The organism is Marinomonas sp. 63XJN7_7_ISO-PGPR-S23-202 (assembly GCF_056173505.1).
In genome coordinates, this window is the sequence record NZ_CM149677.1 from 4,627,010 (window position 1) to 4,652,177 (window position 25,168).

The 25,168-nt window shown below is 44.3% G+C and carries 20 protein-coding genes and 2 pseudogenes; 8 read left to right on the forward strand and 14 right to left on the reverse strand.

Annotated features, from left to right (window positions below):
- Nucleotides 1-112 precede the first annotated feature (112 nt).
- From AC0VYG_RS21290 to AC0VYG_RS21335, 10 genes are all read right to left on the reverse strand, one after another.
- Nucleotides 113-1,243: an FAD-dependent oxidoreductase gene (locus AC0VYG_RS21290; RefSeq protein WP_475429880.1), complete on the reverse strand. Its 1,131-nt coding sequence runs from the start codon at nucleotides 1,241-1,243 to the stop codon at nucleotides 113-115.
- Nucleotides 1,244-1,296: 53 nt separating this feature from the next.
- Complete coding sequence (locus AC0VYG_RS21295) at nucleotides 1,297-1,659, reverse strand: Rieske (2Fe-2S) protein (protein WP_475449876.1); 363 nt, start codon at nucleotides 1,657-1,659, stop codon at nucleotides 1,297-1,299.
- Nucleotides 1,656-4,058 (reverse strand): efflux RND transporter permease subunit, encoded by a 2,403-nt coding sequence (locus tag AC0VYG_RS21300; RefSeq protein WP_475429882.1) that lies wholly within the window; start codon nucleotides 4,056-4,058, stop codon nucleotides 1,656-1,658. The genes AC0VYG_RS21295 and AC0VYG_RS21300 overlap by 4 nt, the downstream gene beginning before the upstream one ends.
- Entirely contained in the window at nucleotides 4,055-5,140 is a 1,086-nt protein-coding gene (locus tag AC0VYG_RS21305; RefSeq protein WP_475429883.1) for a WD40/YVTN/BNR-like repeat-containing protein, read from the reverse strand. Before AC0VYG_RS21305 ends, AC0VYG_RS21300 begins: the two co-directional genes overlap by 4 nt.
- An 8-nt stretch (nucleotides 5,141-5,148) precedes the next feature.
- A complete protein-coding gene (locus AC0VYG_RS21310; RefSeq protein WP_475429884.1) occupies nucleotides 5,149-6,321 on the reverse strand; it encodes an MFS transporter in 1,173 nt (390 codons plus the stop codon).
- A 255-nt stretch (nucleotides 6,322-6,576) separates the two neighbouring features.
- The gene (locus AC0VYG_RS21315; RefSeq protein ID WP_475429885.1) at nucleotides 6,577-7,530 is read right to left on the reverse strand and encodes a VOC family protein; all 954 of its coding nucleotides are present in this window, start codon (nucleotides 7,528-7,530) and stop codon (nucleotides 6,577-6,579) included.
- Nucleotides 7,531-7,550: 20 nt separating this feature from the next.
- Nucleotides 7,551-8,708 carry an alpha/beta hydrolase family protein gene (locus AC0VYG_RS21320; protein WP_475429886.1) on the reverse strand — a complete coding sequence of 386 codons (1,158 nt, stop codon included), beginning with the start codon at nucleotides 8,706-8,708 and terminating at the stop codon, nucleotides 7,551-7,553.
- Between the two features lie 128 nt (nucleotides 8,709-8,836).
- On the reverse strand, nucleotides 8,837-10,198 hold the full coding sequence (locus AC0VYG_RS21325) for a DUF1329 domain-containing protein (RefSeq protein WP_475429887.1): 1,362 nt from the start codon (nucleotides 10,196-10,198) through the stop codon (nucleotides 8,837-8,839).
- 16 nt (nucleotides 10,199-10,214) lie between these two features.
- Nucleotides 10,215-11,843, reverse strand: a complete 1,629-nt coding sequence (locus tag AC0VYG_RS21330; RefSeq protein WP_475429888.1) for a DUF1302 domain-containing protein — start codon at nucleotides 11,841-11,843, stop codon at nucleotides 10,215-10,217.
- Nucleotides 11,844-12,437: 594 nt separating this feature from the next.
- Nucleotides 12,438-12,839, reverse strand: coding sequence for a MoaF N-terminal domain-containing protein (locus tag AC0VYG_RS21335; protein WP_475429889.1), 402 nt, complete (start codon nucleotides 12,837-12,839; stop codon nucleotides 12,438-12,440).
- A 186-nt stretch (nucleotides 12,840-13,025) separates the two neighbouring features.
- Here AC0VYG_RS21335 and AC0VYG_RS21340 point away from each other — a divergent pair, with 186 nt between their 5' ends.
- Nucleotides 13,026-13,943 (forward strand): LysR family transcriptional regulator, encoded by a 918-nt coding sequence (locus AC0VYG_RS21340; protein WP_475429890.1) that lies wholly within the window; start codon nucleotides 13,026-13,028, stop codon nucleotides 13,941-13,943.
- Between the two features lie 51 nt (nucleotides 13,944-13,994).
- Here AC0VYG_RS21340 and AC0VYG_RS21345 read toward each other — a convergent pair whose 3' ends face one another.
- The 3 genes and pseudogenes from AC0VYG_RS21345 to AC0VYG_RS21355 all read right to left on the reverse strand — a co-directional run bounded on the left by AC0VYG_RS21345 (nucleotide 13,995) and on the right by AC0VYG_RS21355 (nucleotide 18,370).
- Nucleotides 13,995-15,263, reverse strand: a complete 1,269-nt coding sequence (locus AC0VYG_RS21345; protein ID WP_475429891.1) for an anaerobic sulfatase maturase — start codon at nucleotides 15,261-15,263, stop codon at nucleotides 13,995-13,997.
- Nucleotides 15,253-17,103 (reverse strand): arylsulfatase, encoded by a 1,851-nt coding sequence (locus tag AC0VYG_RS21350; protein WP_475429892.1) that lies wholly within the window; start codon nucleotides 17,101-17,103, stop codon nucleotides 15,253-15,255. The genes AC0VYG_RS21345 and AC0VYG_RS21350 overlap by 11 nt, the downstream gene beginning before the upstream one ends.
- 285 nt (nucleotides 17,104-17,388) lie before the next feature.
- Nucleotides 17,389-18,370 (reverse strand): annotated as a pseudogene (locus tag AC0VYG_RS21355) (IS5 family transposase).
- 73 nt (nucleotides 18,371-18,443) lie between these two features.
- Between AC0VYG_RS21355 and AC0VYG_RS21360 the strand changes: the two are divergent.
- Nucleotides 18,444-18,842, forward strand: a pseudogene (locus AC0VYG_RS21360) (ISAs1 family transposase); the annotation flags it as partial.
- Between the two features lie 568 nt (nucleotides 18,843-19,410).
- Here AC0VYG_RS21360 and AC0VYG_RS21365 read toward each other — a convergent pair.
- Entirely contained in the window at nucleotides 19,411-20,037 is a 627-nt protein-coding gene (locus tag AC0VYG_RS21365; RefSeq protein WP_475429893.1) for a MarR family winged helix-turn-helix transcriptional regulator, read from the reverse strand.
- A 197-nt stretch (nucleotides 20,038-20,234) separates the two neighbouring features.
- On the opposite strand from AC0VYG_RS21365, the gene AC0VYG_RS21370 reads away from it, so the two are divergent.
- The 6 genes from AC0VYG_RS21370 (at nucleotide 20,235) to AC0VYG_RS21395 (ending at nucleotide 25,117) form a co-directional block, all read left to right on the forward strand.
- Nucleotides 20,235-21,191, forward strand: a complete 957-nt coding sequence (locus AC0VYG_RS21370; protein WP_475429894.1) for a PDR/VanB family oxidoreductase — start codon at nucleotides 20,235-20,237, stop codon at nucleotides 21,189-21,191.
- 49 nt (nucleotides 21,192-21,240) lie between these two features.
- On the forward strand, nucleotides 21,241-22,320 hold the full coding sequence (locus AC0VYG_RS21375; protein WP_475429895.1) for a Rieske 2Fe-2S domain-containing protein: 1,080 nt from the start codon (nucleotides 21,241-21,243) through the stop codon (nucleotides 22,318-22,320).
- A gap of 203 nt (nucleotides 22,321-22,523) precedes the next feature.
- Nucleotides 22,524-23,312: a cyclase family protein gene (locus AC0VYG_RS21380; protein WP_475429896.1), complete on the forward strand. Its 789-nt coding sequence runs from the start codon at nucleotides 22,524-22,526 to the stop codon at nucleotides 23,310-23,312.
- A gap of 200 nt (nucleotides 23,313-23,512) precedes the next feature.
- Nucleotides 23,513-24,454, forward strand: a complete 942-nt coding sequence (locus tag AC0VYG_RS21385) for a restriction endonuclease (RefSeq protein ID WP_475429897.1) — start codon at nucleotides 23,513-23,515, stop codon at nucleotides 24,452-24,454.
- A gap of 40 nt (nucleotides 24,455-24,494) precedes the next feature.
- Nucleotides 24,495-24,896 (forward strand): hypothetical protein, encoded by a 402-nt coding sequence (locus AC0VYG_RS21390; protein WP_475429898.1) that lies wholly within the window; start codon nucleotides 24,495-24,497, stop codon nucleotides 24,894-24,896.
- Between the two features lie 68 nt (nucleotides 24,897-24,964).
- Complete coding sequence (locus AC0VYG_RS21395; RefSeq protein ID WP_475429899.1) at nucleotides 24,965-25,117, forward strand: hypothetical protein; 153 nt, start codon at nucleotides 24,965-24,967, stop codon at nucleotides 25,115-25,117.
- The last annotated feature ends 51 nt before the right edge of the window (nucleotides 25,118-25,168 follow it).

The following is a 25,168-nucleotide window of genomic DNA, read 5'->3' on the forward strand; positions in this document are numbered from 1 at the left end:
ACACTTATAGAAATCTTTACTCGATATAGCGCAAAGGTTTCTGATATTTAAAAAGAGGCAGTGATCAGTTGCAGACACCATCACACTGCCTAAGGGAGTTAGAGTCTAGGCTTTAAATCGGTTGACTTAACGTCATCATGGACTGTCCCATAATTTTTGAATGCTCGGTTTTGTCGCCGCCATTGATTTCGATATGACACAAGCGAGCCGAGTTTTCGACCACCATGCGGCAACGCTCCCAGCGGCGTTCATGGAATTTATCCAGCGCCACATTAAGGTCCTCATTGCCGGCAAGTTCATCCGCCAACACGATGCCACTCTCGATACCAATACCCGCACCCGATGCTAAGTGTGGCGTGGTCGCGGCAACCGTATCGCCGATCATGATCAAACGACCACGGTTCCAAGGCGCTTTCACTAACAGATTAGCCAACGGGCGATAATCTATATTTGCGCCTTCTGCCAAAGCATGAGGAATCAGTGCTTTCACCGTTGGGTTTGGAAATTCTTCCATTAAGCCTGCAAAGACCTGTGGCCAAGTTGCCTTATCTATATGTTCTTTAGTAGGACGATCTTCGGTAATAAACATATACATATGGGTATCAGACACCGGATTCACACCCAGTTTTAGGTGATTCCCCATCCACATATGAACACGGTCTATCTCGGCTGGGCGCGGCATAATGGCACGCCATACCCCTTGACCTATGTATTCAGGATCGGCTTCTTCAGGGAAGAATTCTTTGCGGATTGTCGAATGCACACCATCGGCACCGACCACTAGATCATAAGTTTGCGTGCTACCATCGGTAAAAGTGACCGTGGCACTGGTTGGCTCTTGCTTGATCTCGGTATAGGTACAACCCAAACGCACATTGACACCAGACTCAAGGGTCGCGCTTGACATAATGCGCGCCAGCGTTGGACGGAAAATACCACCACTGCCACCAACGGTTGACCCAACAGGGCTTGGTGTTGGTAATTCCATTATTAGTGGGCCGTGAGCTAGATGAATAGCGACGCCATCTGTCACGCAACCTTGTTCTACCACTTGATCGTACAATCCAAGGTTTTCTAGTGCGCGCATTGAAGCCCCGTTAATGGTGATCCCTGCACCCAGTTCACACCATTCTGGATCAATCTCTACTAGGTCCACGTCAATGCCATGACTGCGCATTTTGATCGCTGCGGACATGCCAGAGAAACCACCACCAATGACTAATACTTTGTTTACTGCAGCCATCTTGCTACTCCTTATTTTTGTTGTTCTAGCTCAATTATTAGCGCTAAAGATTGTTAACTAATATCGGTTAATAAAATCGTCACATCGCCTGTTTGACTAACGCGAACAGGCATACGCTCTAAACTTTCACCAAGACAAGGGCCTTGGATACACAAACCTGTTTTTGCATCGAATAATGCGCCATGGGCATGACAGGTAACGTGTGTTTTTTGTGCATCCATATAAGCGTCTTTGCGCCATGCCATGGGTGCGCCATCAACATGTGGGCAAGCATTACGCCACGCGTATAGCCGACCTTCTTTTTTTACAACGAAGAACAAATCATGCCCTGTATCGTTTTCCAAAAAGCCTTTTGCCCCCCCTTCTTCAAGGTCATTAATATGACACAGTATTTTCACCTCAGTCTCCTGATTCATACCTCAAGCTCATTCTTGCTTTCTAGACTGCCTGCGTATTTCGTTTTGAGCAAAAAATGCGCAAGGGCAGGCAGTAAAATCAGCGCGCCGAGCATATTCCAAATGAACATAAAGGCGAGTAGTAAACCCATATCCGCTTGGAATTTAATGGGACTGGCCACCCAAGTAATAACGCCAACGGACAAGGTAATCCCCGTCAACATCACCACTTTACCAGTGAAATTAAGGGCTCTTAAGTAAGAGGTAGACAAGCTGTTGCCTTGACGTAATCCCATTAAAGTGATGGATAAAATATACAAGGCATAGTCGATACCAATCCCTACCCCTAGTGCAATCACTGGCAATGTAGCGACCTTGACCCCCATACCAAGCAACACCATCAAAGCTTCCACCATAATCGATGTCAGCATAAGAGGCAGAATCGCCACGATAACGGCTTTAATTGAACGAAAAGTAATAAAAGACAACAAGGCAACAGCACCATAAACCAAAAACAGCATTTGATACCAAGCGGCTTTCACTGAGATGTTGGTCGCTGCTTGAATGCCCGCACTACCTGCTGCTAATAAGAATTTGACATTTTTAGTGTCGTTGTCTTTGGCAAAGGCAGTAACGTGATTCACAATATTGCTTAGGGTGTCGGCTTTGTGATCCTTTAAGTACACATAAAGTGTCAACAAATTACAACTGCTGTTATACAAACCGCGAGGTGCGCCAGCCGTGATGTAATTCAACATACTTTGATTCGGCAAGAACTCATACCATTTCGGATTACCTTCGTTTAAACCCGATAAGACACGACGTGATAGCAACGCCAGTGAATTCGTTGATTCCACGCCGGGTAACTGCCGCAATTGCCATTCAAGTGCATCTACTTTTTTCAATGTATCGTACTGCGAACAGGCACCATCTGGCGTTTTCACCATAATCGCCAACACATCACTGGACGCAGCATAATACTGATTCATGAACGCCACATCTTGATTATAGCGGCTGTCTTTACGTAGCTCTGGCGCTCCTTGATCAAGATCGCCAATTTTTAAATGGGTACTTAATGCAAAGGCACCGACAGCCAACAGCACCCCACCGATGATCGCACCAGTCGCCCATTTGCGCTGGGTAAATTTATCTAACCAGACCCAAAGCACTGGGGCTTTTTTTGACTGCGCGGAATCAATGTCATTTATGACACTACGTTGTGCCGCTTTTTTGCCGACCCCAACATAAGACAGCATAATCGGCAATAAAATCAGGTTAGTAAAAATCAATACCGCGACCCCAATAGAGGCAGCAATGGCCAACTCTTGAATCACCTTAATATCAATCACCAACAAAACGGCAAAACCAACGGCATCTGCCAACAATGCGGTTAAGCCAGCGAGAAATAAACGTCGGAAGGTAAGGCGTGCCGCCACCAATTTATCAAAGCCACGACCAACATCCTGCATAATGCCGTTCATTTTCTGTGCCCCATGACTCATGCCAATGGCGAACACGAGAAACGGAACCAGAATCGAATAAGGGTTCAAGACATACCCCAACGCCGGCAGTATCCCAAGCTGCCAAACCACCGCCAATAAGGAAGCAAACACCACCAATACGGTAGAGCGAACGCAGCGTGTATACCAATACACCATGATGGTCGCGATCAACACGGCCAAGGCAAAAAACCACAATACCGATTGAACTCCCGCGATGAGATCACCCATCACCTTGGTAAAACCAGTAATATGGATTTCTAGACCTTTTTTCTGATATTTATCACGCAACGAATCCAGTGCTTTGGAATATTTTGCGTAATCCAATGGTTTGCCCCTGGCATCTTGACTTAATAACGGCATGTAAATAATGGTGGAATGGGCATCCTTTGCAACCAATCGACCAATTTGTCCAGAACGCGCCACATTCGCTTTTAGCTCTTGTAGACTGGCGGGCGAGCCGTCGTAGTCTTCTGGAATAACCGGACCACCGTCAAGCCCTTCTTCCGTGATACCAATCCAACGTGTGGATGGCGTCCATAAGGACTTCATTTGTACTCGATCGACACCAGGTAAAAGAAACACTTCATCGCTAAATTGACGCAATAACTCTAAATAATGCGCATCGTAAATACTACCTTTGGGATTCACAACCGCAATCCGTAATGCGTTTCCTAACCCTGTTAATTCATTTTGGTATTTCAGATAATTTTGAATATACGCTTGATGCGTCGGCAAGGTTTTTTTAAAACTCGCATTAATCGTTAGTTTGGTCGCTTGCCAACCCAATAACCCTGTCAACAATGTACAGATGATAATAACGATCAAACGGTGGTTAAATAATGCCCGTTCAATAAAAGACCCTGTCTTAGGATCAAAATCCTCTTCTGGTGATACGGACTCTGACGTCTGATGCTTCATTTTAACTCTCCCATCCTAATCGGTCCTTGAATACTTAACGCCAACACACTGTTTTGTGATGTTTCAATAATATTCGTCAGAGAAGGGAGACGTTTTCGTATCAACGGCACCAGCATGTTATTTTTCAAGCCCAACAAAATACCCGCCTGATCGGCCATAATAAGTCGGCCATTGGGTTGAACCATCGATGCGACAATCGACGAGCTCACAGGATTTTTTACTTTTTTCCAGTCTTGACCATTATTGTTTGATATGAAGGTATTACCACGCAATCCTGCTAGCACGATTTGCTTTTTTCCTATTAGCTGAGCGGTAAAAAAGCTGCCTGCATAAGGCGTTTCTACTGTTTTGAACGTTTGCCCATCATTATTAGAAAGTGCAACAAAGCCCTGCTCACCAGCGATTAAAATACGATCACCTTGTTTACGAATGCTGTATAAATGCAAACCGAATGGGTTATCAATACGCCCCATCCAAGATACCCAAGTTTTTCCAGCATTTTTGCTCTCAAAAGCAAAACCATACGCACCAACCACAACAAGGTGTTTCGGCCCAAGTAATAACATGTCTAAGAAAGGTTTATCGGGCCCATCTGCAACCAGTCGTTTTGCCCGTTTGATAGCGGGTTGATCTTGACTTTTTTGCGCTTGAATAAGCACATTCGCCGCTAGCTGACGACCATTTAACTGTCGATGCCAGGTGGCTCCACCGTCTGTGGTTCGCAAAACAATACCGCCATGACCAATAACATAACCATTTTTTGTATCAAAAAATTTCACTCCCGTTAATGTCACACTCACAGGTGAAGGAAGTTGATGCCACGTTGAACCATTGTCATCAGAGCGTAGGATCAATCCTCTTTCTCCAACCGCAATGATCTGTTTACCAACAAGTGCCGCATCCAAAAGAACGGAATGTGCCCCTAATTTGGACAAAGTCGCTGGGCGATTAATGGCATCAGCAACGGCGGCATAGGAGCTACCCGCTCGACAAAGCAAAAAAACCAACAGCGAACAAGCCATGAACCAACGGTAAAAATGAGAGCTCGCCAGCATTGCGACCGTTTTATTTTTATAAAACATAGTGTCCCTCATAACACAGACTCAGATTGAGCCACGGTGACACTTCGACGAAAGACACATATGAAGCAAATGATACTAATCGTACCGAACAACAAAGCCGCCAAACCAATACCGGAGTAACCCGATAATTTAATAATGGTACCGCCTAATACAGGGCCAACAGCCGCGCCAATCATCAGCATGGCAGGCGTTGCGGCCATGGCTCGACCAGACGTATCTAAACGAGCAAGCAGACCAAAAACAAAGGTATGAGTGAAGATCATTAAGGAAACAAAGCACGCTGCCGACACCGCATAAAAAGCAAAACCGGTTGCGTTCATCATAATATTGGATAAGAGAATTTGTAACGCAGGGCCAAAAAACAACACAACACGAACAGACAGACGCTTTTCAAAAATGCCCGCCAAAGCAGCCGCGGCGATATTAATCAACGCCAACACCACCAATACCACCGTGATTGAGTCTGGACTAAAACCTCGATAATGACCTACTCGCTCCATAAAGCTAAACGTCATCGCCTGAGTAACCGCCATTAGACTGATGCCAACCATACCAAACCAAACACTGAGCGGAATGTTCGTCAGCGGTTTCGTTACGCGATGTGCGTTTTTCGATGCGTCTTCGGAAAAGCGTAAGGATGGAAAAGCGAACGCGCATACAAGAGACGCAATCGTCATAATACCGCCAAAAATAATGAACAACGAGTGTCCACCAGCAACTTTAGTAATGTTCGGCGTGACCCCCATAAAAATGAAGCCCATTATCCCAAGAGTAAAGCCAGCAATGGAAAATAACCGATGTGGGTTCTCGCCTCGTGCAAAGGTGCCATGAGCCATGCTTAACGCACAACTCGCGCTGATTCCGGCCACAATATGTAAAACAGCCAACTGAACATAACTGACGACTTGAGATGCGGCGAAGAAACACAATCCTGCGCAGATAAAACCGGACGTGGACACTAACCGACGATTCAATCGGTTAAAACACGGGGCAATCAACACACTGGCACAGAATGCACCAAGCAAAAACAAGGTAACTAAGCCACCAGCTTGCTGACTGTTAAAATGATAAGAAGCCACCAAAATGCCAACCCATAAAGGTAAGGCCACTAAATCTAGCATACCAGCACAATTGGAAATCATCAGTGCGACATTGCCTTTAAAGCCAAAACGATAGCTCATAATACACCCCCTCTAAAGGAGGCGATTTTTCTTTTATCCATAAAAGAAGACATACTACAACTCACAGATATCATCAACATACTATTACCATCCACTTTATTTATTGTTATCTGGTGGTGGCGACACAAGTCGCTTCTAAGTGTCTAATGGGGTGGATATAGGGCTCTCTACCACACCCCAAAAGCACTTTTTATATTTGTCATTACTTAAATATTGAAACCTTTTCAAGAAGTCTCGAACAAAGGTTTCATCGAGCTATTCATAAGCGCCATTCTTTCCTGAATCCTTACCCGGTGCCCACTTACCTCTATGTCGCATTAGGAATGTTTGTGATGTATCTGCATCCGATGTAGCGACACGAGGAATCCAGTTTTCATCATGTAAATCCATGTCTGCATCCATTTCGATGTGACAGGCAAATGGACTGTTAAAGTACCAAAACCAGTTAGAACCAAAAATATGGCGACCGGGGCCCCAAAAAGCTTGATACCCCTTTTCAATAAAACGAGTACCGTTTTGCATCATTTCGGTTGGCCCACCGAAATGGAATGTAAAGTGCTCAACGCCTTGCATAAATGGTGGCGCACCAATGAGAAAATGAGTGTGGTGATCCAACGTGCCAGCTGGTTGTAAAAATGGCCCTGTTCCTTCAAAGCGATCAGTACAACGAAAACCTAATCGCTCAACATAAAAGGCCTCCGCTTTAACGGGGTCCGGTACGAAATACACGATATGCGACAAGGTACGAGGACGAATTTGCTCAACGTCATCTTGCACAGCAAGGTGGTTTACAGGTCGTTGGAAGGGCGAGCCTGGTACGTTAGAAATTTCACCAGCAAGATGCAGCGTTTTACGTTGCGTCACTTGAAAACCAATCACAAAACCTGAGTCATCAGTTGACTCAATAGCACCATCTGCCAGAGTACGCACTTCTCGATCTTTACCAAGCTCTTCTTTAATCGCTTCGATGGTGTGTTGATCTGCAACCCCCATCACGGTTTTTCGCATCATGCAGCCATTACCGATGCTGGCCGGAATACTTGCGTCAGAGGCCTGAGCTAACACCACGGCGGTGCCATCTAGCGCCTCAAAACGACCACCCGTCTCCGTAACGTCAACTGGGATCAATCCATAATCCGTTAAAAATGTGGAACAAGCTGGAACATCTTCCACACCAAAAATGATGGTTTCTAATCCGACTATCTTCATTGTTGTTATCCTCTTTTCGCTTAAGCCGTATGGCCATTCAGAGTTTCTGCCACCCAATCGGCGATGTAAGCCCCTGCATTCGCAGAATTGTCAAAACTAGAATGCTGAACACCTCCTTCACGATTGGTAAAGACCTTCAGCTCTCTATTTGGGCTATTGATTAGCTGCTCGTAAGTACGGTGCGCCCATTTCAATGGAATTTGTGAATCTTTTTCACCATGAGTTACTAGGAACGGCACCTTAATTCGATCTAGCACACCATCAAGATGGACCTTCTCAGCAATGTCCATGAAATCATCCATGTCTTTCGCTCCCCACACCCAACGCACATGCTCCCAATAGTGTGGAACAGGGAAACTCCCCTCTTTTTCAAGACGACGTTTTTGCACATCACGCCAATCATGGTTTGCCCCCCAAACAACACCGCAGGCGAAACGTGGTTCGAAAGCCACGGCACGAGGGCAGTAATAACCACCTAATGACACCCCTTCCATCCCAATGCGTTTGGCATCAATTTCTTCGCGTGTCTCCAACCAATCGACCACACGGCTCGCCCAATGCTCACTGTCGTAACGCGCGGTTAAACCTTGCAAACGAATTGCTTCACCTGTACCTGGCTGATCGACAATCAAAGACGACACACCGCGTTTCGCTAGCCACACAGGTAAGCCAACGCGGTATTTCATTTCTTTGGTTGAATCTAAGCCATTCACTTGAACCAATACGGGCGCCTTACCGTCAACGCCTTCTGCACGCACATACAAAGCAGACAGATGCGTTCCCTCATAGGGAATTTCAACACGTTCACAATTTTCTTTGGCAAGTTTAAGACCCAGTAAAAACACTTCTTGAAAACGCTGGTATAACATAACGCGACCCGGTGAGCCATGTCCCTGCAAACGCTCAGCGGTTGAATAATACGTCGCAGCACGGCCGTATTTATCACCCGCAGATATGAAACGACCACGTTCTTCATCTTCTTTTGCTAATTCACAGAGTTTGTCAGCCATGCGCTCCCAGCTATCACGAAAAGCTTTAGAGCCAGTGGCGTCTTTCGCTTTAGCCGCCTCATGAAGCGGCGAACACATTTCTTCAATCTCACCGATTCTAGCACCCATCTCTAAAGCCAGATTAATAGAAAGATCCCATGGATAATTAGTAGGAAAGTAACGAAACATAAATACTCCAATAGCGACTCTAAAGTCCGTATAAAACGCATCTAGAGGCCAGCTAACTTAAAGGAAAATAAAAGCTAAACTCGCCCTAAGATGCTCAGTTTTTTGCTCAAATGAACATCAAATTCATCTTATCTATTGCCTTGGCGTGCCAAACCTTGTCCGGTAAAGGTACTGGTTGGGAAACGCTTCACTGGCTTATTTTGGAATCGTTTGTCGTTCATGACATTGGCCACATAAGCTTCTCCTGATAACAGGTTATAGAAGCCAAAAGTTTGTGGAATAGTACCGGGGAATTCCGGCATGATGTAATTTAACTGCCACAACGTTTTCCATAACTGTCCTTTTGAATCCCAACGATCGCCTAATACTGCTTGCCAAGTATCTTCATCAAGGTAATACATACTACGAGCAGCTTGGTGCCGTTTGCCCTTAGCCAGAGTAGCTTCGACAACCCAAACCCTATGCATTTCCCAACGCACCGCTTCTGGATTCAAAAAATGGCCTGTAATGATGTCTTTATCTGGGTACTGTAGAAAGCGATTTTCGTTGTAAGGAATCAGCATTTCTTTTTTGCCTAACAACTTCCAATCAAAGACATCAGTACGACCAGAAAACACACTTAATTCATCAAATGACATCAAACCAGCCGTCGCTGGCGTCGGCGTATCACAACAAGCATTAGGTAATCGGCGCACACGACGCTGACCAGCCAAATACACATAAGACTTTGATTTATCAGCATCTAAGTTAGTACGACCTACAATACGCTCACCTGCGCGAATTGGCGGACCATAGTTTTCTAAGTTGATTTCGTAAAAATAGCCATCGAAATCCTTGCTTGAACCTTCTTCAAAGTAATAAGGCTTTTGTACCTTCAAGAGGCCGTCTGTGGTCAAGACGACTTTGCCGCTAGAGGTAATTTGGTACTGGTTAACGTCAGTTTCCCAGCTCACTCCACGCCAAGATAAGCGATGATTGTTGATGGCTTCTAAACCATTATGAGGAATCGGAAAGGGAATACCACCATACGCCCCCACGACCTTCTGTCCTTCTAACTTAGCCTTTAAAGCATTTTGCTTTGTAAAGTCATACACCCACCCTGGTGCGGTTGCGGTTCTATGAGTTGGGTAGACATTCAGGCGATAGGTATTAGGGTATTTTTTCAGCATGGCTTTAACGCCATCTGTTAAATGATCCGCATACTTCGCCATGTTTTGAAACGTAACGGTATATAACGGTTTCTCATCTTTATAAGGGTCAAGACGCTTACCACCTAGCACTTCGCCTTTAATTGGATGATTAAACCCCCCCGTCCAAGCGGGAATCATTCCGTCACTGCTACCTGCTTTTTCGGCACCAAAAGGTGTTAAATCAGCACCAAGTCGTGCCGCTTGTTCTGCACTTACCGCCGCATGAGTTAATACTGAAAAACAACTTAACGCCATTGCTGCAAACAAAATACTGAACGCATGTTTTTTATTTTTATACATTGCCAGTCTCCATAAATTAAAACGTCGTACTTACAGAAGCAGAGATGAAATCTCGGTCTTTTTGTGATTGTTTGAAGGTTGCATTAGAGCCATTGCTTGCCTGTTCATTGAAAACACCTTCATCCCCTAAGTACCTGATGTAACTTAACGACCCCTTCCAGCGATTTAAGTAAATTGCACTAACACCAAGGTTGATGTCTCCACCACCATCGACGCCAAATGATGGGCCAACCGCAGAAGATTTACCCCAGGTATGGCCATAACCAATCGAAGGTGATACATCTACTCCATCAAATAATTGACGGTACGTGGGTTTAAATACCACTCTCATACCGACCGCAGAACGATCTGCGTTCGGATTTAACATGCTTTTATTTTTGGTGGTTTTTACGCGAGTATTCCAAGCGACCTCACCAAGAAAGCTGGCTTCGTTAGAAATGAAACTTGGCCCAAGACTGGCAATCCAAGAAAACTGAGCATGGGCGGTTTCACCCACCGCATACCCTGGATTATTGTCGTTATCGTATTGTGGGGTTGAAGGTGATATGGTTTGTGACGTACTGGATAAAGGCGTATTATGGCGATAAGAAACCTCGCCGGCTAAACTCCAAATACCAACACTTTTTGCCATACTGGCACCATAAGCTTCGATACCATCTGCATAAGCAAACTTATATTGACTAGGTTGAAAAGAAGAATTGAGAATGGTGTAAAGATTACTAGGTGCTGTGGCATTGTAACGAATCGCATACAAACCAAAATCCGCATCAATATCGTAATTGCTCCACTTAAGTTCCACACCATATTGACCAGAGTCAGACCCTTTTTCATCATTAGTCTTAGCAAAGCTGCCGTTTTGCCCTGCAAGCAGTCTTTCACCACCTAACGTATCACCTGTAGAAAGATAAGAGCCTGCGGGTAGAAAACGAGACTTTTCCCATTCATAACCAACATAGGCACCGACTGAAACAGACTCTGAAAGAGGCAGGTCTATAGACACTTTTCCTGTTGGGCGGATGGTCTCTTTGAACTGGGAATTAGGGACAGAAGAGAGCTTCACCACATCCACTGGCGATTGACCACCAGCAATACCATTAGAGCCAAAAAATAAACTTTCGCCCCAAAGCTGACTAAAACGCCCCGCACGAATCGTACCTTCCATACCCTCTTTTACCGGAAACCGGCCGTACACAAAGGCATCAAGGATCTCAGCATCGCCGCCCATGACCTTTTTGGTATGATCTGAAAATTCATTAGCTGGTGAGTGATTTGCTGACGAATTCCCCATATCGTTATCGGTATGGTGATGATAAACATCGTCATACCACGCCGCTGCACTGACACGCGCACCAACATTTTTGTAAGACAAATCAAATTCAGACAACAAGTCTAAACGGTCGGACACCAGACCCTTATCAAAATTATTATCCCCATCATTAAAATTAGCAGCAGCTTGCCCCTGAGTAAGCCCCGAGGAGGCACTCTTCGTTCGAACCGCCGTGCTGTATTTGATCGTATTGTCGAGGCTCGCCCTGATATCAGGGTTGTTTGTATCAATTTCAAACCCGTAAGCAGTTGAAGCACTAGAAACGACAGCAATAGCCAAAGCTTTGAGTCGAAATGGCGTTGAGTTGATTGTTTTCACTTGTTCTTCCTCTCAGTTTTTATTTTTATCTTTCAAGAACACGATAAAGGTAAATGACCTCGATGACTCAGGAAAACCCTTTAAATTAAATCAACCATTCGACCCCATCGAATGGTTGACAACAATATTCCGTAATGAGAATCAGATGCATTTTAAAACAATCGCTTCTGCTGCTTACTGACTTTCATCGCCAACCAGCGAAATAGAACATCATTAAAGACACCATCAAAGTGAGCATGAGTGTCACCATGACACGGTGTCCTATGAAAATAAGAAAGCGGCTTTGAAACATAGTGACAAGCCTAAGTCTTGATAAAGGTGCGCTCCCTTCATGCGTTAAAACGCTGCAACTAATAACATGAGGGGCACGCTGTAAAAGACGAGAAAAAGTGAGGAAATATGGCACTGATATGAAAGCAAACATTAGAGTTCAGTAGCCGCACAAGCTGGTCGCATTATAACAAATGAATTGATGCTGCGCTTGCTCACAACATCAATCATCACCGTCGCTTTATCATTCCCTATTGAGCCACAAAAAGTCACGATACTGGTTAAAGTATTTCATAGACTTTAAACCTAAGTGCGGTTAACTGATTATTGTGTGTATGTGCCATGTTTTACATCAACAATAGGACCCTCATCAAAAAGTTCCATTTGCCCAGGCATGAGTGCTGAAGCATGAATACACCTATTATCTAGATCCAAAATGAGAGTCACATGGCCTATTCTCCCAGGGACTAACCAATGAACCAAAAACATCCCCTTACGGATTTTTTTAGCTCGGTACGGAACCGTCAAGGTAGGAATATGTCCTGCATCAAGTTGAGTAAACGAAACCCGATCATCATAAAATGTTAACTTATAAGCTCGCCCGGAATGATAAGCATACTGAACGTCCAACCCTTCCAGATTTACCGAATTCATCAAGTTTACTTCGTCGGGAATCACACCTGGGGCGATATTAGGCACCTCGGTTAAAATGCTGGGCTTATCCATATCTGTCTCCATGTTTTTTGATAGACAAGGCCTCATCCTCCATTCTGCGGCCATAGATAGGCTCTCATGGGTAGATGGGCAAACTGCATGATATTAAACCACGATCTTTCAGAAAAGCCCTTTAAATTACATCAACCATTCGATACCATCGAATACTAAAAAAATAATTAAGAAATGAGAATCAACATGCGCTTTAAAAAACTCGACCTAAATCTATTGGTAGCGTTAGACACACTACTCACCGAACAAAGCATTACCAAAGGCGCTGAAAAACTCAATATGAGCCCTTCTGCTCTCAGCAATTCTCTTGCTCGATTAAGGGATTATTTTGAAGACGATTTGTTGACCCAAATTGGTCGGAAGATGGTCATCACCCCATTAGGTGAAAGCCTCAAAACGAATGTACGAAACGCTTTGAACAACATAGAAAGCACAATACTAGTCCAACCCACGTTTGACCCGATGACCACAGATCGCATCTTTAGTATTTTCTGCTCAGATTATACGCAAACAGTACTTGCCCCTCACGCACTGGAGATCATCAGTAAACAAAAAAGCACGGCACGTTTTCAATTTTTAGCACAGGTCGTTAATCCACACGAACAGCTGGAAAAAGGCAACGCCGATTTACTCATCATTCCTGCCGACTTTATGTCCAAAGACCATCCAAGAGATGTGCTTCATGATGAAGAGTTTGTCTGTGTCGTATGGCGCTACAGCGAGATCGCTAAAGGAAAATTAACCCCAGAGAAGTATGCCCAAGCGGGTCATATTCTGATGCGGCCAGCAGGCATTAATAAAGACTTTTTTGAAACCTCATTTACCCAAAAATACGGTATAAAAAGACGTTTAGTCGCAACGACGTTTAGCTTTGTCGCCTTACCTGCGATGGTCATTGGCTCAGAAAATATCGTAACAATTCATGCCCGATTAGCCAAAAAAATGGCCAAAGTATGGCCACTTAAAATCCTACCTTTACCCTTTGACATTCCTGCTATGCAACAATGTGTTCAATGGCACCAATACAGAAACAACGACGAAGGACTTATCTGGCTAAGAAATATTCTCAAAACCGCCACCATCAACATGAATGCGGATAATTAAAACATTACTTGTTACAAAGGGCCTTACCATAAGGCCCTTTGTATCACCTCCTCAAGAATAGAATTTACGCTTTATCTCATGCTTGATTTTCTTCATCGGCTGTTGATGGTTCAACAAACCGATGGTTTCAGCCATTTTAGGCACAACATGAGTAAAGTGAGTTTTAAACCCATCACACAAATAATTACGATTAAATCGTCCATCGCTAGAGAATTCAAAGCGATGCTTTGGACACCCGCCATGACAAACAGAGCGCACCTCACAATGCAGGCAATCTACACTGATATTAGTCAATTTATCTTGACCGAATGTCAGATTTTTCGGCAAGTTAACCAAATCGATCAATGAGGATTCATTCACATTCCCCAGTTTGTGCTCTGGGTACACATAGTGATCACAGGAATACACATCCCCATTCGATTCCATAGCCAAACCATTGCCACATGTTTCATTAAACACACAAGCACCGGGACGTCCAACAAGCTGACTCATGGTTTGTTCAAAGTTCATGACAAAAATTTTGCCCAGATCATGTTGGACCCAATGATCAAAAATCGTATTAAGAAACTTACCATACGCTTTAGCCGGAACCGACCATTCAGCCAGATTGGACTCCCCTTCAAACGTAGGCTGGATAAGCGTTAAGCCATTACGATCAGGACGAATCGCTTGACGCTCAACCAAGGGAATAAACTGCATGTATTGAGAGCCGATACGCTTTAGAAAAGCATACACATTCAATGGACGTTTGACATTTTCTGCATTCACAACCGTCAGAGTATTAAAATCCACTCGGTATTTTTTGAGTAATTCAATGCCAGCTAAAGTCTCGTCGAAAGTACTTTTTCCCTTACGAGAAAGTCGATACGTATCATTACTAATACGATCGCCATCAATGGAAACACCCACCAAAAACTGGTGCTCTTTAAGGAATCTTGCCCAATCATCATCCAGTAAGGTGGCATTAGTTTGCAAAGCATTGGTTACCGATTTATGACCTCGATATTGCTCTTGCAACGCCATTGCTTGGCGAAAGAAGTCCACACCTAATAATGTGGGCTCCCCTCCTTGCCAAACAAAGTCAATAACATCCCCTTTCTGAGATTGAATTTGATCACGAATATAGTTTTCTAAGGTGCCGTCATTCATTCGCCACTGCTTTTTCCTATCTGGATAAAGGTGCTCTTTTTCCAGATAGAAACAGTAAGTACAGTCTATATTGCATACCGAGCTGCTGGGCTTGGCCATGACGCCAAAGTTGTTAATCCGTTGCATATCCACCATCTCATACCCACCTAACCAGTATTTATTATCGACCATTGTAAGAGGCAGCTTGCTCTAACACCTTGTTCTGGATAACGTAATTCTGATAATCTTTTTTCAGCTCCGTTACCACTTTCGGATGCTGAGCAGCCACATCCTTCATTTCGCCTCTGTCTTTCGTTATGTCATACAAAGCAAAAGGCACATTTTTTCGAAAAACAGGTTTTTTGCCCAAAGGCGGTTGCTGTGCCAATTTCCAACGGTCACGTACAACATAACTTGCTCCCATTAGCTCATCAGCCAACACCGTCCCTTTCGCATGCACGTTCGTAAAGCCATTAGGTTGTTCTAAAGCGGGTAAGAAAGAGATTCCTTTAGGAGGATAAATCGTTTTACCTTTATAGGTTGATCCTGGCAAAGGGACCCCAGCCGCATCCAGCAAGGTAGGTAAAATATCAGTCACTTGCATACGGGCCGATGATGCCGGCCGATGATCTGTTTGACCATTCAACTTAATAATAAGAGGAGAAGAAGTGCCTCCTTCTGCACCAGTAAACCCTTTAAATAAGCGAAATGGTGTTGAACTCACTTCTGCCCAACGAGGGCCATAAGCCACAACAGAGCCTGGTTTGCCCATATTATTCAAAGAATTATCCACTTTCGTGCCAGGAATAGGCAATAAGAAAGCAGGCGCGCCTTCTGCCCCATTATCTGACATAAAGACAATCAATGTGTTGTTGTATTCGTGAATGCTTTTAAGATGGGTAATCAGTTTGCCTATATGTCGATCTAAGTTGGTCACCATCGCCGCATAGATTTCCATGGCCTTAGCTTGTTTTAGTTTTTCGGTCGGAGTCAACTGATTCCAACGTTTTGGCCCAATCGATCCAGTATTAGGCTGATCAACATCTTTTAATAACCCTAACTTTTTCATTCGAGCAAGACGCTGCTTTCTAATCACATCGTAACCCACATCATAACGCCCTTTTTGAGCATCAATATCAGCCTGAGGCGCTTGCAAAGGCCAATGAGGAGATGTATAGGCCGCATAAGCAAAGAAAGGTTTTCCATCCGCATGGTCGGCATCAATATCGCTAATCAGCTTATTGGTATAAAACTCTGTAGAATAAAAATTTTTCGGTAATTTCTTGGCAGGAAATACATGACCATTCTCAGAATAAAGCGTCAAATCAAGGGGGGTTGGCGGTGTAGAAGGCGCAAAATGAGAACCCGCACCATCCACTAATATGTAACTTTTTTCAAACCCTCTAGCATGTGGTAACGCACTTTTATCGACTCTAAACCAACGCTTTTGTTTCGCATTTGGTGCTTTCACGTCATACCCCAAATGCCACTTACCTACCATATAAGTATGATAACCAGCATCAGACAAAAGCTCAGCAATGGTTTCTGTATTTTTGCTCAAATGGCCATCGTATTGGTCGGGAATATCATCAAAATCATAAGAATTAGATTTTCCCCAAGGCGCATTAATCGGTTTATTTTGAAGAATATTAAGCCCTACAACTTCCGCCATATTACCAATGCCAGCTAGGTGATGATCAACTCCAGTCATCAGGCTAGCTCGAGTCGGCGAGCAAACAGCAGCGGTATGAAAGTTGGTGAGCATGCGACCCTGTTTTGCTAACGCATCAATATTGGGGGTTTGGATTTCACTACCAAACGCACTCAGATCCGAGTATCCCAAATCGTCTGCGACGATCAATAGAATATTAGGACGAGTTTGGCTTTGAGTATCGGGCACCGCTTGAGTATTGTCCGCCTGAGCAGCGACTGAAACACTCAATAACGAGGCGGCAACCAAATTTAAACAAAGCGAGGGAAGTTTACATTGAGAGAAAGACTTTACTGTCTTGTATTGGCACTGATTCATCATAGATATTTCCATTCCTACGTTATTATTTTTATTTATAGGGTAAAAATATCACGAACCAACCTTATATCAAGTCATTAAAAATGAAGTAATGTATTTATGAAATCGAATGATTAGATTCAATTATTCGCCCCTGAAAAACCCTCGACCTATTGCATTTAATGAGACCTTTGCATGGTAAGGCTTCGCTCAAACCAAATTCCTAACCGCGCATTTTTGAGGTATTTGGGGGTATATTTAGGCCTAAATACTTCTAGGTAAGTGAATATCCATCACCTTTCCCCCGTTTTAGGCGCAACTTTCTTGCTGTATCGAGAACCCTCGTTTGATATTGTGGGCTACACTCATCAGTTCAAAACGTGTACGGTTTCGAACTATCCCAAGGTAACCCGCTTTTGCCATACCATTGTGTTGCTTTAAGACACCAATCACTCGTTCAACCGTACTGCGGACACCGTTATGAAGTCGGTTAAACCGTTTCTCTTTTTCTGACAAAGGTCGATTTCGATAAGCCCGCTTGGTCATGCGATTTTCAATACCATGGTTGTCCAGCCACTGTTCATGTTTTTCACTCTGATAAGCGCTGTCTGCGTAAGCAGCGGGTTCATCGCCCGTTAGCAACCCTATAAAGTGATTCGAATCGTGCGAGCTGCCTTTACTGTAATCCGTTGCTTTAAGGCCCATCTTCATCCACACACAGATGGGCCTTAAAGCCATAGGTACTTTTACGCTTTCCATCTGAGCCGTTTTTGACGTTCCAATCCGCTTCAGAATCTTGAGTAGAACCGCCACCCTTTCCCTTATTAGGGCGACTTCGGTTGGCTTCGATCACGCTGGCATCGATAATGCTGACCTCGCCCATTTTGATATATAAGCCTTGTTCACTCAGTTGCTGGTTAATCTCTGACAGAAGTACCTCCATTAACTCCAACTTTTCAAGTGTTTGACGAAAGCGCCAAAATGTACTGTGATCTGGGACGGATTCCGATAAATCTAACTCAACAAAACGTCTGAATAACAAGTCCCTCGCGAGCTGTTTTTCCAATTGAGGATCACTCAGGTTATACCAACACTGAAGTAAGAGAGCTTTAAACATAAATAAAGGCGGCCACGCTTTCTCGCCTCTAGGGCTAGTATGGATCTGTGATAAATGCGGTTCTACACGGGACCAATTAATGAGCTCATTTAGTCCATCTAATTCTTTGATTGCTTCGTGTGTAACAAACATCGCATCGGCTAAGCTACGCTGTTTAATATTTTTCCAAGCCATTGGGGTGATCTATTGATTGTGAGTGTCGGTTTATATTCTCATATTTAAAAACATTTCGTGCAAAGGTCTCAAGGTATTACCAGCTACCGCTTTAGTCGGGTCATTCGAAGAATGGACAGGCTTGAAAAGTATTGGCGTCGCCTTGGGGTATCGCTTTGAAAAGAAAAGCCAGCAATACTCTTTAGAATACCGCTACTACATCAGTTATGCTGAATTAGACCTATCCAGATTTGCTGGAGCCGTTCGGGGTCATTGGGGCATAGAAAATAGCCTACACTGGGTGCTTGATGTCTCTATGAATGAAGACAAATGTCCAATCTATAACGGAGAATCAGCCGAAATATTAGCCACCATGATACATTTTGCTTTAAACATGTTACGAGCCGAAACGACCAAAAAAACCAGTATTCGGCGCAAACAGAAAATCGCCAGTATGGATATAGCGTATTTAGATAACAGGGCAAGAGCGTGAATACTTTATAATCAACTGAGCTGCTTGATTTTTAACCTAATTGGATGTGTTAGGGCGAAAATTACAGCTCAATTTTGAATACATCTATTGCGTATCAGCTAAACTCTCATACTTTTTGTCTGTTTTATGAGCAACAATATTGAGCCTTTCTGTTCAAAAAACGTTCACGCTCTCGCCCTGATTTAGATAAGGCGCTAGAGGCAGGCCTAAAAGTCGTGGCAGAAGAATGAGTGAGATAGGGCCGTGCTGATCAAAATATGTTCACGCTCTCACCCTGATCTCCAAGCAAATAGCTTTTAGTTCTTGGTCTACTGCCACATCAAATACCACTTTTCTATATTTGGCAGGAAAAACTGTAGTGGTTGAACTGGCTGGGTTAGCTTATCGTTTTCAATCTTCTAGCATTCGCATACGCAGAGTACTCTCTCACTTTTTTCTGGGAAAAAGAGCACTGTCTACGAATTTAAAAACCACCCTCAAACTATAGCGAGAAGGAAATCGGAAATTCGCTGAGGAACTGATAAAGGGGGACGGTTTTATGGTTTAAATTCGTGGAGATACCTCAGCTCTACCCCCCCTCACTCGGCTCAAAGGCGTTGACCAACCCCACTCTGGCGTTGAGTTTTTGCAGTACCATGACCAAGGTATCGAGTTCTTCTGGTGCTAGGTCGCCCAGTAGTAGGGCTTCCCGTTCTAGGGCAACACACAGTATTTTGTCGTGCAGTTTTTCGCCGTCTTGGGTTAAGCACACCAAGGAGGAGCGGCCATCTTTTTCATCTTTAATGAAGGTCACGGAGCCACGTTCGTTTAATAGCTTTAGGGCGCGGCTTACGGCGGCTTTGTCTAGACCTATGACTTGGCACATGCGGTTGGCGGTGATGTTTTTTTCGACTTTCAATAGGGCCAATAAGCGCCATTCCACCACGCCCACGTCGAAGTGTTTTCGATAACAGGCCGAGGCGCCGCTAGACAGTTTGTTGGCGAGAAAGGTCACCAGTGCCGGCACGTAGTGGTCTAAATCCAGTTGTTTTTTTGCCCTTGCCCGTTGTTTTTTTCCGCTTGATTGCTTCGTCATTGCCCTGCTCTCTGGGTATCGGCCCGTGTTGTTTGTTTTTGCTATTTTTTCTGTTGCCTGTGGCGAGTCATCCGAGGCGGTCATGCTACTCATGCTTGCCAAGGATGAAAAGCGTTTCATTGAGTGAACTTTCCTGCTTTATTTTAGTCCCGCTGTTTTTTTGGGTAACTGGTTGATTTAAAAAAGCTAAAACCATAAGCCTAAAATAACCACATAAATCTAGTTGCCATAACAACTAGATCGGCAATATAGTTGATACCGCAACTATATTAATAACAACCCAATAACGCCATATAAAAATACGCAAAGGCCGCTCTATGTTGGAAGTGTCTATTCTCAGTAAAAAACAAGAAACAGCTGATATTCTCAGTTTTGAACTCGGTAAAAAGAACGGTTCTGCTCTGCCCGCTTTTGAAGCTGGATCGCATATTGATGTACAGGTGAACGACAGTATCGTACGCCAATATTCTTTATACAACGCCCCTAAAGATCACCACACCTATAAGATTGCCATGTTAAAAGACGCGAACTCTCGTGGTGGTTCTGTCACGGTTTATGACTCTTTTCAGGTAGGCGATACGGTTCACATCTCAGCGGCTCGCAATCTATTCCCCCTAAAAACAGACAGCCAACGCACTGTGCTGTTGGCGGGTGGCATAGGCATCACGCCTTTATTATCTATGGCCCATGTGCTCAACGCGCTAGGCCAAGATTTTGAACTGCATTATTTTGCTCACTCCAAAAACAGTGCGGCATTTCATCAAGCGCTGATGGCGTCGAGTTTCGCGGATAAGGTGTTTTTCCATTTTAGCGACACCACAAATGACAAAACCGCCGCTGTGAAGAAGGCGTTAGGTGAGACACACACCGATAAGCATCTTTATACCTGTGGGCCAAATGGCTTTATGGCGTTTATTTTTTCTACGGCCAAGTCGCAGGGCTGGTCAGATGACAATCTGCATAAGGAAGTCTTTAATGCCGCGCCTATCGAACTCGACGACAGCGACAAGCGCTTTACCCTTAACCTGGTTCGCTCTGACATTAGCCTTGAAATACCAGCCGATAAAACCGTGCTAGAAGTATTAGAAGACGCCGATATTGAGCTGGACTCCTCATGCGAACAAGGCGTTTGCGGTGCTTGCATCACCAAGGTGATCGATGGCACGCCAGACCACCGAGATCAATTTCTTACCGACAGTGAGAAATCACTCAATGATCAATTTACCCCTTGCTGCTCACGAGCTGTGACCGATTCGCTCAGCATCGATTTATAACACAGCTAATAACGCAGCCAACAAAGCCCTTCCATAATAAGAGGTCATCATGATAGTCGAACAAGTGAATCCTAAAACAATGACAGCCGCTCCCATACCTGACCGCTCGTCTTTCCCGCTCGATATGTGGTACGTGGCGGCATTAAGCAAAGAAGTACAAGATAAGCCCTTAGCGCGTACTTTGCTAAACGAAGCCGTGGTACTTTACCGCGCTCTTGATGGCCAAGTTGGCGCATTAGAAGATCGTTGCTGCCACCGAGCTTTACCTTTATCTCTAGGCACACTAGAAGAAACCGGCATACGCTGTGGTTACCATGGATTACTGTTCGATAGTTCTGGTAAATGCATAGAAATTCCTGGGCAAGATAAAATTCCTTCTAAAGCGAAAGTGTCTGCTTACCCAGTCAAAGAACAAGACTCTATTATCTGGATTTGGTTCGGCTCTAAAGACAACCCTCAACCTACTTGCGAGCCGCCTAAATATAAAGTTCATACGGATGAACGCTATTTATATGATGGTGATGTTTATCATTATGAAGCACCCTACCAACTGATCCATGACAACCTATTAGATTTAAGCCACCTTGGATATGTTCACGTGCATACCATTGGCGGTAATGCCAAAATTCATATGAATGCCGAAATGAAAGTAGAGCAAGAAGGCGACTCTGTTCAAGTAACCCGCTATATGCCTAACTCGACACCACCTCCAACTTACACCGATGCTTATCCTTTTAAAGGTCAGGTTGATCGCTGGCAAGAGATTATCTTTCACCCTTCTCATCTGGAAATCTGGACAGGGGCGGTGGATGTCAATACGGATTCTTTGGATGACCCTAATCGTGGCGGTTTCCATCTGAAAGGTTTCCATGGTGTTACCCCAGAAACCGACGAAACCAGTTTCTACATTTGGACACAGGCCAGTAACCCGACCAGCAATCGAGCAGAAAACATGAAGCTGGTTATCGAACAAACCGCATTAACCTTTGATGAAGACAAGGTCGTTATCGAAGCACAATACGCCAATATGAAACACTTTGGCGACAAAAAAATGATCGACATACACGTTGATGTGGGCGCGAACCGAGCTCGCAGAATCATTAAGCAACTGAAAGATACATCGACATAGCAAACACAATATAAATTAGTTTTTTCCATAAAAGTCAAGTGGATTTTATCAACAGGTTGCGTGGCTATTATCAACTTAATGAACAGCTGTTTTTTTCCTACTATGACGCCTAGTTTTAAAAATAATAATAGAGACCTTTGCACAATTATTGTATTCACGACCTAGTGCAAGAGACTCAAAAATAATAACAAGAGGTATACCCAATGAAACCATCTAGCACTCGACGCATTGTCGACTTGTCCGTCACATTAGACAACAACCCATACACAGACCCACCTCCGCTGTTACCAAAAATTGATTACACAGATCACCAAGAAGGCTGGCCAGAAATGGCGAACATGTTCCCCGGTCTGAAAAAAGAAGACATGCCGGGTGACGAAGCGTGGGCGGTCGAAAAAATGGTAATGAGCGCACACAACGGTACTCACATGGATGCGCCTTGGCATTATGCTTCTACCACAGATGGCGGCAAGCCCGCTTATGGTATCGATGAACTGCCATTAGACTGGTGTTTGCAACCGGGCGTGAAGTTGGACTTCCGCGACCTCCCTGATGGTCACATTATTACCGCTGCCGAAGTAGAAGCCGAGCTAAAACGCATTAACCACGAACTACAGCCATTAGACATAGTCTTGGTTAATACTCGTGCTGGGGCCATTTACGGCGAACCGGGCTATTTAGCCGCAGGCGTTGGCATGGGGCGTGAAGCCACTCTGTATTTACTAGAACGTGGTGTAAGAGTCGTCGGAACCGACGCATGGAGTTGGGACGCTCCGTTTATGTACACCAGAGAAAGGTTTATCGAATCAGGCGATGCCTCCATCATTTGGGAAGGCCATAAAGCCGGACGAGATATTGGCTACGGACAAATGGAAAAACTGTCTAACCTAGAAAGCCTACCTGCCGACGGCTTCATGGTGTCTTGCTTCCCTTATAAAATCAAAAATGGCTCGGCGGGCTTTATCCGCGCCGTAGCGATTTTTGAAGACTAAACGTTAAACATTAAGCTTTAAACACAACAAAGCCAAAAAAAGGAGCGCCCTGAATAAAGCGCTCCTTTTTTCTGTCTACTACCCACCTTCCCTTCAAAAAAGCGTCCGCGAAAAGGACTGTTATGCAATCTTTCCTTAAAGAAAACCGACACCGTTTAAGGTAAGATAATTCACAACCAAAGACTGCTTAAGGAAAAGACGTGATTCCAAACTACCAAGAATGCATGAAGCCTTTTCTCACCCTACTGAAACAAGCCAACGGCACAGAGGTGAAACTTCGCGATATCATCAATGGAATCAGCGATCATTTTCAGCTTACTGAAGAAGAAAGAACCGAACCGCTACCTAGCGGCAAACAAGCCATTATTGATAACCGTGTTGGCTGGGCGCGTACGTATTTAGCCAAAGCGGGGCTCATCGACAGCCCACGCCGTGCGCACTTTACCATTACCCAACGTGGTTTAAATGCCCTTAGCGACTCAAACGCAGAAATAAACAACCACTACTTAAAACAGTTTGAAGAATTCATCGACTTTACCAACACCAGCAACGGAACAAAGACCGACAAAACAGCCGTTGCAGACACTCAAAATGATGAAACGATCGCTATTCCAGATACAACAGACACACCAGACGAAGCGCTAAGACGCGCCTACAAAACCATTAACGACACACTGGCAGACGACCTACTCAGCAAAACCCGCAACGTCTCCCCTGCTTTCTTCGAACAGCTGCTTATCGACTTATTATTAGCAATGGGTTACGGCATGAATGGTTCTGCGCATCGCTTAGGTGGCGCATACGATGGTGGTGTAGACGGCGTAATTAACCAAGATCCATTGGGTGTTGAACAAATTTACATCCAAGCAAAACGTTACGCTGAAGGCCGCAACATAACGCCAGAACAAATGAACAGTTTCGCGGGAGCCTTAGACAAAGTGAAATCAAGAAAAGGTATTTTTGTTACCACATCAGACTTCACAGCTAACGCCATAACTGAATCACAAAAGTTCAGCGCACAAGTGGTACTTATAAACGGCAAACAGCTTGCGAATTTAATGCTGAGCTATAACATAGGCTGCCATACACAAGAGACGCTACATATTAAGAAAATAGACGAAGAATTCTTCGATCTGAATTAACCAGATATAGCCAAAAGTGTGCAAATAGAAGGTATTTAAGATGCTATTGGATAATAAACTCAATATCACTGACCAAATAGAACTGGCGAAAGCAGAAGAAAAACTCAGTAAACAAAAAGCCAAGCAGCTGTTTGACTCTCATGACATAGAAAAAGCTGAGGTCGGTACGTTTGAAGGGTTAGCTTATATCCACGCCTATTTATTTGATGATATTTACCACTTTGCTGGCAAAATTCGTGAGGTAAACATCGCTAAAGGTGCTGATTCTGAAAATGTAAGCCGATTTGCTCCGCTCATGTATCTAGAACCTTCGCTCAAACACATCGACGCCATACCCCAAGGCACTGTGGACGAGATCATCGAGAAATACGTAGAAATGAACATCGCCCCCACCCATTCCGCGAAGGCAATGGCCGCGCTACACGAATATGGCTTGACCTGATACTCAAGAACGAGGTCAAACAAGTTATAGACTGGAACCTAGTAGACAAAGACGATTACCTCTCAGCCATGCAGCGTAGCGTCGTCAAAGACATTGAAATCAAAGTGTTACTCAAAGAAGCCCTAACCGATAAAATCCACGACCGTGCGGTATTTATGAAAGGCATAGACGTAAGCTACTACTACGAAGGCTACAGCGAATTTAAAACCGAAGAGCTGTAATAAAAAAAGGCTCAGTACTCTTTTTTACAAAAATTAGGAACGTATTGTCTT